The sequence below is a fragment of the Haloarcula marismortui ATCC 43049 genome, from assembly GCF_000011085.1.
Taxonomy (GTDB): Archaea; Halobacteriota; Halobacteria; order Halobacteriales; family Haloarculaceae; genus Haloarcula; species Haloarcula marismortui.
The window spans coordinates 232,758-248,230 of sequence record NC_006396.1 but is presented as its reverse complement, the minus strand read 5'-3'; the positions used below and the strand labels follow the sequence as shown (position 1 = coordinate 248,230).

Annotated in this window: 19 protein-coding genes; 12 read left to right on the top strand and 7 right to left on the bottom strand. The window is 63.7% G+C overall.

Annotated elements, in window-relative coordinates; all coding sequences use genetic code 11:
- Positions 1-8: 8 nt before the first annotated feature.
- Positions 9-209, top strand: coding sequence for a dodecin (locus RR_RS05265; protein ID WP_004962769.1), 201 nt, complete (start codon positions 9-11; stop codon positions 207-209).
- Here the strand turns inward: RR_RS05265 and RR_RS05260 are convergent, their stop codons facing one another.
- The 3 genes from RR_RS05260 to hisD all read right to left on the bottom strand — a co-directional run bounded on the left by RR_RS05260 (position 210) and on the right by hisD (position 4,425).
- Positions 210-584 carry a HesB/IscA family protein gene (locus RR_RS05260; protein ID WP_004962771.1) on the bottom strand — a complete coding sequence of 125 codons (375 nt, stop codon included), beginning with the start codon at positions 582-584 and terminating at the stop codon, positions 210-212.
- A 62-nt stretch (positions 585-646) separates the two neighbouring features.
- Positions 647-2,872, bottom strand: a complete 2,226-nt coding sequence (locus RR_RS05255; RefSeq protein ID WP_011222928.1) for an alkaline phosphatase D family protein — start codon at positions 2,870-2,872, stop codon at positions 647-649.
- Between the two features lie 284 nt (positions 2,873-3,156).
- Positions 3,157-4,425: a histidinol dehydrogenase gene (hisD, locus tag RR_RS05250; protein WP_011222927.1), complete on the bottom strand. Its 1,269-nt coding sequence runs from the start codon at positions 4,423-4,425 to the stop codon at positions 3,157-3,159.
- Between the two features lie 211 nt (positions 4,426-4,636).
- On the opposite strand from hisD, the gene RR_RS05245 reads away from it, so the two are divergent.
- Positions 4,637-5,563, top strand: a complete 927-nt coding sequence (locus RR_RS05245; RefSeq protein ID WP_011222926.1) for a hypothetical protein — start codon at positions 4,637-4,639, stop codon at positions 5,561-5,563.
- Positions 5,564-5,599: 36 nt separating this feature from the next.
- On the opposite strand, the gene RR_RS05240 is transcribed toward RR_RS05245, so the two are convergent.
- Both RR_RS05240 and RR_RS05235 read right to left on the bottom strand, forming a co-directional pair.
- The gene (locus RR_RS05240; RefSeq protein WP_011222925.1) at positions 5,600-6,781 is read right to left on the bottom strand and encodes a redox-regulated ATPase YchF; all 1,182 of its coding nucleotides are present in this window, start codon (positions 6,779-6,781) and stop codon (positions 5,600-5,602) included.
- A 47-nt stretch (positions 6,782-6,828) separates the two neighbouring features.
- Positions 6,829-7,938, bottom strand: coding sequence for a Gfo/Idh/MocA family protein (locus RR_RS05235; protein WP_049938733.1), 1,110 nt, complete (start codon positions 7,936-7,938; stop codon positions 6,829-6,831).
- Positions 7,939-8,040: 102 nt separating this feature from the next.
- Here RR_RS05235 and RR_RS05230 point away from each other — a divergent pair, with 102 nt between their 5' ends.
- On the top strand, positions 8,041-8,421 hold the full coding sequence (locus tag RR_RS05230; RefSeq protein ID WP_004962786.1) for a CBS domain-containing protein: 381 nt from the start codon (positions 8,041-8,043) through the stop codon (positions 8,419-8,421).
- 31 nt (positions 8,422-8,452) lie between these two features.
- Here the strand turns inward: RR_RS05230 and RR_RS05225 are convergent, their stop codons facing one another.
- A complete protein-coding gene (locus RR_RS05225; protein ID WP_004962788.1) occupies positions 8,453-9,166 on the bottom strand; it encodes a TIGR00266 family protein in 714 nt (237 codons plus the stop codon).
- Positions 9,167-9,258: 92 nt separating this feature from the next.
- Positions 9,259-10,227 carry a sugar phosphate isomerase/epimerase family protein gene (locus RR_RS05220; RefSeq protein WP_004962791.1) on the bottom strand — a complete coding sequence of 323 codons (969 nt, stop codon included), beginning with the start codon at positions 10,225-10,227 and terminating at the stop codon, positions 9,259-9,261.
- Positions 10,228-10,370: 143 nt separating this feature from the next.
- Here RR_RS05220 and RR_RS05215 point away from each other — a divergent pair, with 143 nt between their 5' ends.
- From RR_RS05215 to RR_RS05175, 9 genes are all read left to right on the top strand, one after another.
- The gene (locus RR_RS05215; RefSeq protein ID WP_011222923.1) at positions 10,371-11,243 is read left to right on the top strand and encodes a 3-hydroxyacyl-CoA dehydrogenase family protein; all 873 of its coding nucleotides are present in this window, start codon (positions 10,371-10,373) and stop codon (positions 11,241-11,243) included.
- Positions 11,240-11,839, top strand: a complete 600-nt coding sequence (locus tag RR_RS05210) for a DUF2391 family protein (RefSeq protein ID WP_007188360.1) — start codon at positions 11,240-11,242, stop codon at positions 11,837-11,839. Before RR_RS05215 ends, RR_RS05210 begins: the two co-directional genes overlap by 4 nt.
- A 72-nt stretch (positions 11,840-11,911) precedes the next feature.
- A complete protein-coding gene (locus RR_RS05205) occupies positions 11,912-12,091 on the top strand; it encodes an HVO_2753 family zinc finger protein (RefSeq protein ID WP_004516620.1) in 180 nt (59 codons plus the stop codon).
- A 2-nt stretch (positions 12,092-12,093) separates the two neighbouring features.
- Positions 12,094-12,360, top strand: a complete 267-nt coding sequence (locus RR_RS05200; RefSeq protein ID WP_004962801.1) for an elongation factor 1-beta — start codon at positions 12,094-12,096, stop codon at positions 12,358-12,360.
- Positions 12,361-12,473: 113 nt separating this feature from the next.
- Complete coding sequence (locus RR_RS05195) at positions 12,474-12,764, top strand: 50S ribosomal protein L21e (protein WP_004962804.1); 291 nt, start codon at positions 12,474-12,476, stop codon at positions 12,762-12,764.
- Positions 12,761-13,117, top strand: a complete 357-nt coding sequence (locus RR_RS05190) for an RNA polymerase Rpb4 family protein (protein ID WP_004962807.1) — start codon at positions 12,761-12,763, stop codon at positions 13,115-13,117. The genes RR_RS05195 and RR_RS05190 overlap by 4 nt, the downstream gene beginning before the upstream one ends.
- Before the next feature lie 175 nt (positions 13,118-13,292).
- Complete coding sequence (locus tag RR_RS05185; RefSeq protein ID WP_011222921.1) at positions 13,293-13,865, top strand: DUF655 domain-containing protein; 573 nt, start codon at positions 13,293-13,295, stop codon at positions 13,863-13,865.
- Between the two features lie 80 nt (positions 13,866-13,945).
- Positions 13,946-14,803 (top strand): 16S ribosomal RNA methyltransferase A, encoded by an 858-nt coding sequence (locus RR_RS05180; protein ID WP_011222920.1) that lies wholly within the window; start codon positions 13,946-13,948, stop codon positions 14,801-14,803.
- A gap of 1 nt (position 14,804) precedes the next feature.
- On the top strand, positions 14,805-15,431 hold the full coding sequence (locus tag RR_RS05175) for a HemK2/MTQ2 family protein methyltransferase (RefSeq protein WP_011222919.1): 627 nt from the start codon (positions 14,805-14,807) through the stop codon (positions 15,429-15,431).
- The last annotated feature ends 42 nt before the right edge of the window (positions 15,432-15,473 follow it).

Genomic DNA, 15,473 nt, shown 5'->3' with positions numbered 1-15,473 from the left:
GCACGCAGATGGTTTTCAAAAAGATCACACTCATCGGGACCAGTTCGGAAAGCTTCGACAAAGCCGCCGACGATGCTATCGAGCGCGCGGAGGCCACACTGGACAATCTCAAATGGGTGGAAGTGGAGGAACTGGGCGTCGAGATCGCTAGCGTCGAGGGCCGCGAGTACCAGGCCGAGGTCGTCGTGGCGTTCGAGCTCGAAGCGTAGCTACGTCCGGAAGGACTCGCCACAGCCGCATTCGCTAACCACATTCGGGTTCTTGACGTGGAACCCGGCTCCCTGCAGGCCACCCTCGTAGTCGAGGACTGACCCCTCGATGTAGTCGATGCTGGCGTCGTCGACAAACACGCGGAGCCCGTTGCGCTCGAACACCTCGTCGTCTTCCTCGGGTGCGTGTTCGAACCGCATCCCATAGGAGAGTCCGGCACAGCCGCCCTGCTGGACGTACAGACGGAGCCCAGATTCTTCGACATCCATGCCTTCGCTTTCGAGGAGGTCCAGTGCCTCTCCCGCTGCCTGCTCGGTGACGGCGACGTCCTCGCCCCCGAGGTTCGGGTCGCCGTCGTCCGCTGTGCTGCTCATACACTTACGTGGACGCCCGAACGTGTTAACAGTGACGCCGGCACAGGGGGAACGCCCCCCATTCAGTTGACCTCGCTGTACAGCGTAACGATATCGTCGTATTCGAGCTTGCCGTTCTCGTTGAAGTCGTAGGCCGTCTTGTTGAGCGCGACGCTGTCATCGTCGAAATTGTCGAACAACAGCTGGATGTCATCGTAGTCTACCCGCCCGTTGCCGTTGACATCCTCGAAGTGGCCGTCGCCGTCGGGGTCGGTCGGCTCGTCGCTCCCGGTGACCGGCGGCGGGCCGACGATGATGACACCCAGTTCCGTGTTCGCTACGAGCGCAGTACCACTGTCGTCATCAAGCCTCTCGACCGACACTTCGATGTCAGCCGTTCCGGCGCTCTGTCCACGGATGTCGAGCGTGGCAAGTCGGGTGTCAGTGCCACCGACAACTGACTGGGCGTTCTTTTCCACATCGGCAAACCGGATATCGGCGGACGCTCCATCACTGGCAACGTCCGTCTCGGAGATACTGAATGGGTCAGCGACTGACACACCTGTTATCGTTGCGATTTCGGGGTCAGAAATAGTGACAGTCATCGCTGCGCCTGAGAGTCCTGTCTCCAGCCAGCGGCCGGTCAGTTCTGCCGTCCCGTTCTTGCCGTTGCCGACGGCGATAGAGTCGGCGAGGATCAACGGGTTGTCATCGGGGATGCCGGGCTGGCCTGCGGTGAGTTCAACTGTTGCATCCGTTCGCATCGGCGCACCGGGTTCGTCGACGTACTCTAAGACCTGAAACTCCGTCGTCCAGTTGTCAGGCGTGACCGTACAGCGGACGTAGCCGCGCTGATTGTTGTAGTACTCTACGTTGTCGTTCTCTGTGACGACGTAGCGACCGAAGTCGTCCATGTCGGTGCCGTTCCCGCCCGACGAGATTGATGTCCCGACGAACTCCGCGCCAACTGGTTCACTGGAGCCGTCTTTGGCACTGATAAGCGTATTCGCCCAGTGAGAGTGGAAATCACCGGTGATGACCACCGGGTTGTTGGCGTCCTCCTCAAACGCAGTTTTGACCAGATTCTGCTCGGGGACGTAGCCGTCCCACTGCTCTGTCCGGAACCCTTCTTCTGGCCCCTGCTTGAAGTCCATCGTCGCGAAGGGAAGCTGGTTCGCCAGCACGTTCCACGTCGTCTCAGTGGCCGAAAGATTCTCAAGCAACCACTCCTCCTGTGCGTCCCCGAGGATGGTTCGGTCCTCCTCGAAGCGCTCCGCACAGTCGACCTTATTGAACACGTCATCACAGGCCTGGTCGGACCGATAGAGCCGCGTATCGAGGACGTTGAAATCGAGCAGGTCACCGAACTCGTAGTACCTGTAGAGCTTCTGGCTGGCGTCGTCGGGCTTTTGCTCCATCCGGAACGGCAGATGCTCGTAGTACGCTTTCAATGCCGCCGCGCGGCGCTGTATAAACGCCTCAGTAGATTGCTTGTCGGGGTCCTGCGGAACGTTCCCTGCCCAGTTATTGTCGACCTCATGGTCGTCGCGAGTAACGAGCCACGGGGCGCTGGCGTGAGCGGCTCGCAGATTCGGGTCTGATTTGTAGAGGCCGTAACGGAGTCGGTAGGTGTCAAGATCCGTCGTCTCCTTCTTGTATTCCTGTGGGAGCGACTTTTCGCGCGGTGATTCTGAAACATCGATGCCGTACTCGTAGATGTAGTCTCCCAGATGGACGATGAGGTCAAGCTCGTCTTCAGCCATCTGCCCAAATGCTGTGTAGTGGCCATCGACCCAGCGGTTACATGAAGCAAAGCCGAACTGAAACGCGTCGACGGACGCGCCGGCGGCGGGCGCGGTCTTGGTCCGGCCAATCGGACTCGTCTCACCGCGGCACGCAAACTGGTAGTAGTACTCGGTAGCGGGTTCAAGCCCGTCTGCGTCGACGTGGATAGTGTGCGCGTGGTCCGGTTCGGCAGTCGCGGTCCCGGTGTTAACGATATCGCTCATCCCTTCGTCAGTGGCGACCGTCCACTCGACGCTGAATGTCTCACTGGGCATCGCACCGTCCGCTTCGAGGGGGTTCGGGGCGAGCCGCGTCCAGATGATGACAGAGTCAGGGAGCGGGTCACCGGATGCGATCCCTAACGTGTACGGGTCCGATTCGAAGTTGCCGTCGTCGTCCACCATCGCACTGGCGCCTTTAGACAGTCCGAGCACAGCCGCCAGCGAAACGCCGCCAGTTCGCTGCATGAACGTTCGCCGGTTCTGTGCTGTTGTGTCTATTTCAGGGAGGTCCGTAGGCCTCATGCCTAACTGCCGCCCCAGACGCCGATTAAAATTCTATAATATTGATATGTTATAGTTGTATCTCTTCGTTCCGGGTATGTTGTTTCTGGGTTGCGAATTACGCATACACCGGGCGCAATAGGTATCGATACCTGTAAAATCAAGCATCTTATGCTGCAGGCTATTCGGTGACCCGGCAGCAACGCAGACGCGGCGTGGTCCTACCCACGCATCTGACGAAAGCACGGAGTACCGACGGACTCACACCGATATATCGACGGCCACTGTGCTGTCCGGTGTGGCAGCTACTCGAACCGTTTGCGGACGCTCTCAGCGTGGGCGTCCAGCCCTTCGGCTTCGGCGAGAGTCGTAATCGTGTCCGCGATGTCGCCCAGCGAATCCTCGGAGAGGCGCTGGACTGTCGTCGACCGGACGAACGTGTCTACGGAGAGACCGCCGGTGACCCGCGCGTTGCCGCCGGTCGGCAAGACGTGGTTCGTCCCGGTCGCGTAGTCGCCGGCTGCAACGGGGCTGTACGGGCCGAGGAACACGGACCCGGCGGAGGGAATCCGTTCGAGGAGCGATTCGTCGTCAGCGGCCTGAATCGAGAGGTGTTCGGCGGCGTACTCCTCGGCGAAGAGGACGGCTTCGCTCATCGAACGAGCGAGGAGGACGCCAGATGTGTCGTTGTCCAGTGCGGCGCGGATGACTGCCTCGCGCTCCCGGCCGTCAGCCTGCTCGTCAACGGCATCGACGACCTGCTCGGCGAGGTCCGCGTCGTCGGTGACGGCGACGACAGAGGCGTTCTCGTCGTGTTCGGCCTGTGCGATGAGGTCTGCCGCGACCAGTTCCGGGTCCGCGTCGCCGTCGGCGACGACCATAACTTCGGAGGGGCCGGCCAAGAAGTCGATTGCCACGTCGCCACGGACCTCGGCCTTCGCTGCTGTGACCCAGCGGTTGCCGGGGCCGACGACGATATCCGTCGCGCTCACGGTCTCGGTCCCGTAGGCCAGCGCCGCAATGGCCTGTGCGCCGCCGACCTGATAGACGGCGTCAGCACCGGCGACGTGGATGGCGGCCAGCGTTACGGGGTTGACCTCCTCGGCTGGCGGGGTGGCGACGGCGACGTGTTCGACGCCAGCGACCTTCGCCGGGATGACGCCCATCAGCGCGCTGGAGGGGTAGGCCGCCGTGCCACCGGGGGCGTACACCCCAGCGCTGTCGAGCGGGCGGAATCGGCGGCCCAGTTCACGCCCCTCGAAGTCGTCGCGCCAGTCCTCGGGGACCTGTCGCTCGTGGAACGCGCGGATGTTCGCCGCGGCGTCCTCGATTGCCTCGCGCACGTCGTCGTCAATTTCCTCGTAGGCTCGCTCTGCGGCGTCGGTGATGTCGATGTTGCCCACCGACACATCGTCGAATTCTTCGGCGAAGCGCCGGAGCGCCACGTCGCCCTCCTCGTGGACCTGCGAGACAATATCGCGCACGTCGTCTCTAACGGCGTCGACGCCGGCGTCGCGGTCGAAGAAAGCGGCCCGTTCGTCGGGACCAAGGTCAGCTATCGTCCGTACGTTCATACGCCTGATTCGGGACGGGGCAAAAAACGGGTTTCCCTTCGTCGGCCGGCAACGGCAATGGAGCGGAGTGCGGGAGAGAGGGACCGATTCGTCGGGCAAGAGTGACTTCAGAATCAGAGGCTGTCGGGACGCACATGCCTGTCGCGAATGTTCGACTCACTGTCAGTCGCTCTCTCGTCACCGTTTTCCGGTACTCGGGCCTACACAGACTATGGCTTCAGTCGACGACCATCGTCGCCGGACAACCGACCTCCCTCCGGCGACGACCGAATATTTCGCCCCCGAACTAGCGACTATTGATAGCTATCTCGAAACGGTCCCGCCAACTATCGACACGGCGGCCGGCGACGCCGCAGTCGGCCCGATACACACGCTCCCGTGGTTCTACGTGGCCGACCTGACTGGCTGGCGCGGCAGTACGCTCGCCCGACTGCTAGCCGCAGAGCAGGGCGTGGCCTGCTACGAACTCTCCGCCGGCGCTGCGGACGCGCTTCCGGCCCTGTGGTCCCTCATTGACGAGAGCGGTGACAGCCCCGTTGTACTCCATCTGGACCTACAGGGCGACGGCGGACGGATTCAGCGAACGCTCCGGGAGGCGCTCCGACGCGGCTACACGCATACTCCCGACGGCTGGGACGAGCCGGTGCGCGGCGAACCGGCGAACCTCCACGTCGTCTTCACCGATACGACCCCCTCGAAGCGGCTGGCAGTACCACTGCCCGCCGCGACCACGCCGACCACCGGTGCGGTCCTCTCGTATGCGCCCCGCCGGAGCATGCTCCCGGAACGGCCCGACGGGACGACGATGCTTTCGGACCCGCCAGCGCTCCACGACCGCGAGGCCGAACTGGAGCAGTTCCTGCTGGCTGCGCTGGCTGGCTACGGTGACGACGACGCCAGACAGCAGTACGTCGACACCGCCGTCGAAATTCTGTCGATAACCCATTCGCTCATCGGGAAGCGTGACCTGCTGTTCGACGTGTCGCCGCGACTGGCGCTAAAATACGGGTCGCTCTTGGACAGGCTTTCAGTCGGTGCGACGACAGAGCGACTCGGTCAGGACGTGCTCGGGCAAGTGCCACAGAGTCCCGGGAGCGAGGATATTCGGGCAACGCTTCGGGACCTGCTGCCGAAATAGGTGGCCGAGATGGCGGTTGTAGCGCCGTCCGCGCGCTCAGTTCGCGTCGCTGACGATTTTGATGACCGCTCCCTCCTCAAGTTCCGTCTCATCGCTGATGCGCCGGTTCTCACGGGCGTCGACGGCGTGGATGTAGCCGTCGCCGATGTCTGAGTGGACAGCGTACGCAAGGTCTTTCGGGGTTGCTCCTTGTCGCAGCAGGAATGCATCGGGGAGGACGTTCTCCTGCCCATCGGTCCAGTGCGTTTCGTTCTGGACAGGGTAGGCCGTCAGATGGTCGAGCAGGTCGTAGACGGCGGTGTCGAGAGCGCCCTGAACGCCGGTGCCGCCCCAGTCGTCCATCACGCCACGGATGCGGTTCAGCCCCTCTCGTTGCTGGTCGCTCACGTCGCCGACGATATCGAAGTCCGGGTCGCCCGGGTCGTAGTCGATGACGCCAGCCTGTGCGGCGTTGCGCAACGCGAGTTCGCCGTCGGCGGTCGCGGGCACGACCACGTCGGCGGCTTCCTGCAGGGCTTCGATGTTTCCCTCCGGAGCGATATCGGCCTTGTTCGCGACGACGACGAGCGGCTTCGTCCGCTGGCGTATCTCTGTCGCCAGTGCTTCGCGGTGCTCGTCGGTCCAGGCGATGGGGTCCTCGGGGTACTCTAGGTCACGGAGCGTCCGTGCTACGTCGAGTTCGGAGGCCCCGACGCCGGCCAGCATATCCACGAGCGATTCGTCGAGCTTGAAATCCGGCGACCGGGACTGCCGTTCGATTGACTCCCAGTTGCGCTCGACGATGCTGGCGAGCCACAGGTCCATCTCCTCCTCGACGAAGTGGACATCCTCGACAGGGTCGTGCTCGCCGACTTCGACGGGTTCGCCCTCGGCGTCAGTCCCACCAGAGGCGTCGACGACATTGAGGATCACATCGGCGGTCGACAGCTCGTCGAGGAACTGGTTCCCGAGGCCGCGCCCCTCGTGTGCCCCGGGAACGAGGCCGGCCACGTCGATGAGCTCCACCGGGACGTAGCGCTTGCCGTCCCGGCAGTTATCGTCACCACAGCGTTCCTCCCGGTCGAGACAGGGGCAGTCCGTTCGGACGTGGCTGACCCCGCGGTTGGCGTCGATGGTCGTGAACGGGTAGTTCCCCACGTCCACGTCGGCCATCGTCGCCGCCTTGTAGAAAGTAGACTTGCCGGCGTTCGGCTTCCCGGCCAGCGCGATAGAGAGCATGGCAGGACCTACCAGTGGCCGCCGAAAGGGGGTTTCGGTTCGCGGCCCTACAGGCTGACCCGCTCGCCGCGGTCGTCACTTTGTTCGATGGCGTCGAGGACTCGCTGTGCGGCGAGGCCGTCGGCGAAGGACGGCTCCTGTTGCCTGCCATCGGCCACGGCTGAGAGGAACTCGTAATTCTCGTGGACGAACGTGTGTTCCCAGCCGATGACGTGGCCGGGGGGCCACCAGTGGTCGACGTAGGGGTCGTCTTCATCCGTGACAAGCACCTGCTGGAAGCCGCGGTCACCCTCGGTGAGCACCTGCAGTTCGTTCAGCCGTTCGAGGTCGAACTTGACTGCGCCCTTAGACCCCTCGATTTCGATAGTGTGGGCGTTCTTGTGGCCGTTGGCGACCCGCGACGCTTCCAGCGTTCCCATCGCGCCGCTGTCGAAAACAATCTGTGCGCTGTAGGCGTCGTCGACGGTCACCGGACGCGTCTCGTCGCTGCCCTCCACAGGGCGCTCCTCGGTGAACGTCCGGAGATGGCCGCTTACGTCTGTTATTTCGCCGGCGGCGTCGCCGAGCAGGAACCGGGCCAGGTCGACCGTGTGCGACCCGAGGTCGCCGAGCGCCCCGCTGCCGGCCATCTCCTCGTCGTTGCGCCAGGACCACGGGGCCTCGGGGTCGACCAGCCAGTCCTGGAGGTACTGGCCGCGGAAGTGGTGAATCTCCCCGAGGACGCCGTCGTCGATGAGCCCCTTCGCGTACTGGATGGCCGGGACGAACCGATAGTTGAACGCCGCGCCTGCGGGCACATCAGCGTCAGCAGCGGCCTCGGCCATTTCCTCAGCCGTATCGAGCGTGGGCGCAAGCGGTTTCTCGCAGAACGTCGGCGTACCGGCCTCTAGCGCCGCGATGGACGGCTCGGCGTGGACGTGGTTCGGGCCGAGATTGTAGAACACGTCTACCTCGTCGACGATAGCCCGCCAGTCTGTTGCAGTCCGGTCGAAGTCGAACTGGTCGGCCGCGTCGGCCAGCGCGTCCTCGTCGCGGCCGACGAGCACGTCCTTGTTGACGGCGGGCGCTTCGGGGAAGAACATGGGCAGGCGGTCCAGCGCGTTTGCGTGGGCCTTGCCCATGAAGCGGTAGCCGAGCATACCGATATCGAGGGTCATAGCCGGCTGTTCACTCGGAGCCGAAATAACGCTCATGGTGACGGCAGGGCAGCGGGCCGCCCCGAGGGAAAAGCCAAAACCGGATGCCCGTGTTGATACTCCATGGCCACTGAAACGACCGTTCGTATCGAGGATATCATGTCGACGCCGTTAGAGACGATTTCTGCCGACGAAACCGTCAAAGCGGCCGCGACGCAGATGCAAGCGCAGAACATCAACGGCATCTTCGTGCCGGGGGCAGAGGCGGGCATCATCACCACCACCGACATCGTTGATGCCGTCGCAAGCGGGAAGGACCTCTCGTCGGCGACCGTCGGCGACGTGATGACGTCGCCGGTCGAGCGGGTGACGACCTCGCTCGAACTGGGCGAGGCCGCCGCGATGATGACGACCTACGACATCAAGCACCTCCCAGTCATCGACGAGCATCAGGACTACGTCGGCATGGTGTCGTCGACGGACATCACGCAAGCGCTCTCCTGAAGGGAGCTGTTCTCCGGCGGGCTTTCGACAGTCAGATGAAGTCGTCTATACCGGTTGAATTGCCGTCGTTGTCACCTGTTCCGGGCAGCGCGTCCGCGATGGCCGAGGTGAACGAGGCGAGGCCGCGGGTCTGGTACCAGACTGTTCCGGGGCCGGTGAAGTCCATCACGAGGCCCTCGCCGCTGAGCAGCGTCGACTTCAGCCCGCCGACGCGGTGGGCGTCAAAGTTGACTGACTCCTCCCAGGCGACGACGTGGTCGTTGTCGATTGTGTAGGACTCGCCGGCGTCGAGTTCCACGGTCTCCAGCCCGCCGAAGGCCTCGATGAGGACGTTCCCGGTCCCTTTCAGCGCCAGCGGCGTGATGCTCGCGCCGGCCAGCAGCGATTTGATACCGCCGAACTCGGAGTCGATGTCGATGCCGGGGTCGGACGCGAGGAACGCCCCGTCGACGGCGTACAGCGTCTCGCCCGTGAGTTCGTGGTGGTGGACGTCACCGGGCGTCGGCGGCGCGAGCGTCACGGTTCCGGGACCGCCCCTGGCGGTGAACTCGTTTGCGAGCAGCGACTCGCCGCCAAGCATCGACTTCGCGGAGCTGAGGAGGCCATCCCGGCTGGTCGTCGTTTCGATTTCGATAGTCGGCGAGTGGCTGACCATCGCGCCGGGTTCGGCGAGTATCGATTCGCCGCTGTCGAGGGCAGCGCGGACGTGCGTGTACGAGGGCTTGTGTGTGAGTTCGATGTCCATAAGTGTCACTGGATACGGGAATCCAGTCGTAGTATCTCACAGACAGTATATAAGAGTAAGTGTCAAAAAAGCCGCTTCGTTGGTTCTATTGCTTACTCAGCCCAGTAGGCGTCGCCGGGCTGGGTCTCGAAGACAGCGCGGTCGAGCACGTCGACGGCCTTTTCGAGCCCCTCGCGGGCGCTGGTCAGCGAGTCCTCGTGTTCAATAGAAAGTGCACCGTCGTAGCCGACCATCCGCAGCGTCGACACGACGTCTTTCCAGTGGGACTCGTCGTGGCCATAGCCGATAGAGCGGAACAGCCACGACCGGTCCGCCTCGTCCGTGTACGGCGCGGTGTCCAGCACGCCCTTCTCGCGGGCGTTTGACTCGTACACTTTCGTATCCTTGGCGTGGACGTGGTGGATGGCGTCGTGCTCACCGAGCAGGCGGATGGCTTCGGTCACGTCGATACCCTGCCAGTACAGATGCGACGGGTCGAAGTTTGCGCCGATGCGGTCGTTCGTCCGGCGGCGCAACTCCAGCAGCCCGCGGGGTTCGTACACCAGCATGTTGGGATGCATCTCGATGGCGACATCTACGTCGTGTGCGCCCGCATGGGCCGCGAGGTCCGACCAGTATTCGTCGGCGACGCGCCACTGGTACTCGTGGGCGTCGGCGTGCTCGGTCGGCCACGGGGCGGTAATCCAGTTCGGGACCTCATCGTCAGGTCCGCCCGCGGGCAGCCCCGAAAACCCCGTGACGGTGTTCACGTCGAGCTGGTCGGCTAACCGGATCGCTTCCCGGAGTTCCCGGTCGGCCTCTGCGGCGCGCTCGTCGTCCGGGTGAAGCGGATTGTTGTGTGTCGCCAGCGCGCTCACCCGGAGGTCGTGTTCGTCTAAAAGCGCCTCGAGTTCGGCCTGTTTCTCCTCGTTGTCGAGATACGCCTGCCGGTCGAGGTGGTCGTCGCCGGGGAAGCCGCCACACCCTAGTTCGACCGCGTCGACGCCTAAGTCGCTGAGATACGCCAGCGCGTCGTCGAGTGACTGTCCGCCCAGCGGGACCGTCAGTACACCAATGTCCATGCGCGGCGATACAGCCGGTGTCGAAAAAAGCGTACTGCCGTCGCTCCGGCCTCGCTATCCAGCCCACAAGCAGTACAGACCAGAGGCGGACCGCGACAGACCGCGGCGTAAAGGATTAACGCCGGGAGTGCGGTGGTACTGTCATGATTGTGGCCGTACTCGGAACCGGACAGCGGGGGCGGGATGTCGCACAGCGATGTGTCCGTGCGGGCCACGAAGTGCGTCTTCAGGGAACGGATGCGTCGGACGTGATGGACCGGGTCGACGAGATCCGGCGCGCATTCAACAGGGACCTCTCGGCCGGTATCGACGGAACCACCGGACTCGAAAGCGCCGTCAGCGGCAGCGATGTCGTCATCGACGCAACCAATGGCGGGACGGAGAGCCATCGAGAGGTGGTCGCCGAAACTGAGACCATGGTCGAGGACGAGACGATCATCGCCGTCAGCGATACGTCACTGTCGGTGACTGCCGTCGCTACTGGCCTGCGGAGCCCGGACCGTGCCGTTGGCCTCAACCTCGTCGACCCGCCAGACGGCGCTATCGTCGAGGTCGTCATCGCCGAGCAGACGACGGCGGCGACCCGCGACCGCGTCACTGACTTCGTCGAAAGTCTGGACGCGTCGCCAGTCGTCGTGCGAGACACACCAGGGTTCGCCGCGCTCCGCCTCGAACTCGCTGCCATCGCCGAAGCGATCCGGATGGTCGAAGATGGCGTCGCCGGGATTCGTGACATCGACCGGACGTTCGAGCGCGGGGAGTCGGACCGTGACGGGCCACTCGTCCGCGCCGACCGCCACGGGCTGGAAACGGTGCTCACAGCGCTCGAAGACCTCTCCAAACGGCTTGATGAACGGTTTGCGCCCCCGGCGCTGCTCCGACAGAAGGTCGCAGACGGGCAACGCGGCGCAGTCACCGGCGAGGGATTCTACGTCTGGGAAGACGGCACACCGACGACCGGTGCCGAGCCGGACCCAGACGTGCCAACGCGAGATAGCGAGCCCGATCTCAGATGAGCACGCAGGAGGACCCCCCGGCCGAACCGGATAGGGAGGACGACGAGTTCGCGACGCTGTTCGACGAACTTCAGGAGCTAGAACAGCTCGTCGACTCCGAAGACGAGCGACGGCAGGTCCGGGATGCAATGCGTGCGGCCGCCGATTCACAGGACCACGAGCCTGCGACCTTTGGTCGGGTCGTCTGGGGCTTCGGGCGGTCCGACCTCGCGGAAGCACTGCTTGGCTCGCTGTTGTTCGGGATTCCGATGGCCGTCGAAGGTGGGACAGTCGATGCTGGGCTTCACATCGCCCAGCACCCGCTGTATCTCGCCGCGACAGTCATCATCGCAATCGGGCTAGTCATCTCAATTCTGTACGTCGCCGACTTTCAGGACGTTCGAGTGGCGAACCGGATACTAGGGGTCGTGCCGCGGCGGCTTGTCGGCGTCACCGGAACGGCACTTGTCGTTTCCGTCGCGCTCCTTACTGGGTGGGGGCTGGTCGAGTGGTCGACCGACCCCGCAGTCGTCTACGAATCGGCCTGTATCTGTGCCGTGGCGTTCGTCCCGATGGCGATCGGCGCTGCGCTCGGGGACATCCTGCCCGGGAACTAGGGCCATGGCAGTCACTCGCGGTGGCGGTCGCGTTTGGCAATCGTTAAAAGCCGCGGTCGGATACGGAGTGGTATGAGCGAGAGCCAACAGAAACAGGCGCGCAAGTGCGTCTCGTGTGGCATCAACATCGCCGGCACGAACGCCGCCGCGTTCAAGTGCCCGGACTGTGGCCAGCAGATCTACCGCTGTGCCACCTGCCGGAAGCAGAGCAACCTCTACAAATGCCCGGATTGCGGCTTCATGGGGCCATAACAATGGGGAAAGTAGCAGCCAAGATCAAGGTCATGCCGGAGAGCCCCGAAGTCGACCTCGACGACCTGCAGGAGCGTCTCGAGGGCGTGCTTCCCGAAGGAACGAAGATCAACGGATTCGAGCGCGAGGACGTCGCCTTCGGCCTCGTCGCGCTGACGCCAACGGTCATCGTCCCTGACGATACTGGTGGCACGGAAGCCGTCGAAGAGGCCTTTGCGAACGTCGATGACGTCGAGTCGGTCTCCATCGAGAGCACCGGTCGCCTGTAGTCGACTCGTCGCTGTCGTTTTCTACTCGGCTCCGTAGCAACTGCAAACGCGTGGCTGGCGACAGTCACGGAACGCACGTTTTATTAGGGCGACCGGATTAGCGAAGAGCAAGAATGCCTAGTTCAAACGGACCTCTCGAAGGAACACGAGGCAAGCTCAAGAACAAGCCCCGCGACCGCGGCACCTCGCCGCCCCAGCGCGCCGTCGAAGAGTTCGACGACGGCGAGAAAGTCCACCTCAAGATTGACCCGTCCGTGCCGAACGGGCGCTTCCACCCGCGGTTTGACGGCCAGACCGGAACCGTCGAGGGGAAGCAGGGTGACGCGTACAAGGTCGATATCGTTGACGGTGGCAAAGAGAAGACCATCATCGTCACCGCTGCGCACCTGCGCCGGCAAGAATGACGATATTCAAAGAAAAAGTCAGTGAGGAGTTCCTGACGGTCGCGGAGACCAAGGAGATACTCGAAGACCTCGAGATGGAGCGGGCCGCGGACGAGGACCGCGAGATGCGCTACGAGCTCAAGCGGGCTATCGAGCACGTCAACCGGTTTGCCCTCCTCGACCCTGAGGAGTCGCTGCAGCTGGTCGAAGAGCTCGAAGAGCTCGAGAAGGTCGACACGCCGACGGCCTACAAGATCGCGAACCTCCGGCCGCTGGACCGCGACGAGCTCCGGGCCGTGTTCGCTCAGGAGCGGTACACGCTCGACGGCGACGAACTCGACGAGATAATCAACATCGTCAAGCAGTACGCGTAACGACGCCGTCAGTTCGGCTGCCGCCGCTCTTTCTCTGATTTCGACAACGACCAGCCACGCGAACAGTGGTCGCTTTCCGCTGCCGTCGAACCGAACATGAAGAGAGCGACGGCGTCCCGTGAAGCGGTTGGGGGCATCCACCGGCATTAAGTGTGCTGTGCTCGTACTGCCTGACATGACTGAATCGGAGAGCGGCGGCGACACTATGATGGCGGCTGTCCTCGATGTCCTCCCGCACGGGCGGCCTGGAGACGACCGGCCACAGCACCAGAAGGAGCCGCTCGCGTACGCGCTCGACATCGATGAGTTCTACATTTACGAGCTGCAGCTTGCGGACAAGGATGCCGATATCGCGTTCGGTGACCGCATTGATCTGACAGAGTTCGGTCGCGTGACGGAAGTCGAGTTCGAGGATATTCCGAGCGGTGCCCGCTCGGAGCTCGACTACGCCGTCGAGGAGGTTGTCGAGGCGAACGAACAGCGCTTCGTCGACTTCTACAACGACGCCCAGCCGATCACGCTTCGACTCCACCAGTTGAACCTCCTGCCGGGCATCGGGAAGAAACTCCGGAACACGATTCTCGACGAGCGAAAGCGAAAACCCTTCGAGAGCTTCGAAGACCTCGAAAAGCGCGTCAGCGGCCTCCACAGCCCCAAGGAGACGCTTGTCGAGCGGATACTCGAAGAGCTACAGGATGACGACCTGAAGTACCGACTGTTCGTCCGGCGCGAGGAACAGTCCTCGTAACACTGTCGGCTGCAAGCAGCTAGGGTAGGGCCACCAGCACAAGGCGACCCTTTTCTACCGCGACCCGCTACGGCTCGCTAATGACTACGACTGAGACAGGGACTCGGGACCCCGACGCGCTTGTCCGGCGGGCCGGCAAACGGGCCGACACCCGGCAGGACCAGCACTTTCTCGTCGACGACCGGGTACTGGACCGAATTCCAGAGTACGCGACCGACGCGGACATAGACCTCTCGCACGTTCTGGAGATCGGCGCAGGCCCGGGTGCGCTGACCGACCGCCTGCTCGCAACGGCCGAGCGGGTGACTGCAGTCGAGCGCGACCCGGACTTCGCGGCCCATCTCCGCGAGGAATTTACCGAGGAAGTCGCGGCGGACCGGCTCACTATCGTCGAGGGTGACGCGCTTGAAGTTGACTTACCCGATTTCACCGCCAGCATCTCGAATTTACCCTACGGCGCATCCTCGGAGATCGCGTTTCGGTTGCTGCCGGAACAGCGCCCGCTTCTGTTGATGTTCCAGCAGGAGTTCGCCGAGCGGATGGCCGCCGACCCGGCGACGGACGACTATGGGCGGCTGTCGGTTACGGCAGGCCACTACGCCGACGTGGAGGTCGTCGAGACGGTGCCGCCGGAAGCGTTCGACCCCCAGCCTCGTGTGACGAGTGCGCTCGTCCGGACGATGCCGCGGACCCCGGATTACACCGTCCCCAGCGACGACTTCTTCATGGACTTCCTGAAGGCAGTGTTCACCCAGCGCCGGAAGACGATGCGCAACGCCGTCCGCAACACGGCCCACATCTCCGGGCTGGGCGACCCTGACGCGGTGGTCGAGGCCGCCGACGAAGGCCTCATGAGCGCCCGTGCCGGGAAGCTCACACCAGCCGACTTCGCCACGCTGGCGACACTCGCGTACGAGGTCGGGCAGCCGGAGGCCTGAGATGGGTGAAGAGGCGAACGACAGCGGCGACGGGGGCGACGGTTCCGGCACCGAACGCCCCTCGCTGGCCGACCAGCGGGGCGTCGAGTCGGTGTACCAGCCAGCGGAGGATTCGGACCTGCTGGCCCGGACGGCCCGCGAGCGAGTCGAGGCGGGTGATACCGTCCTCGATGTGGGGACGGGCTCCGGCTATGTCGCCGCGACGCTTGCCGACGCCGGGGCACGGGCGGTGGGCGTCGACGTGAGCCCGCTGGCCTGTCGAGAGGCGGCCGAGAACGGCGTCCCGGTCGTTCGCGGCGACCTCGTCGAGCCGTTCCGGGCGGACGCCTTCGACCTTGTCGCGTTCAATCCACCGTACCTGCCGACGCCGCCCGAACAGGAGTGGGACGACTGGATGGAGCACGCACTGTCGGGTGGCGACGACGGACGGCGACTCGTCGACCCGTTTCTCGAAACTGTCGAGCGCGTGCTGGCTCCGGGCGGCGAAGCACTCATGCTCGTCAGCAGTCTCACGGACCCGGCTGCAGTGCGAGCGTACGCGAGCGAACACGGGCTGGCGAGCGAGCAGCTTGCGAGTGAGAAACACCCATACGAGGCCCTCGTCGTCCTGCGGTTCTATCGAGATTGATTACTGTTAAGCATTTTAGTGAATAGGAAATATTAAAGCCCG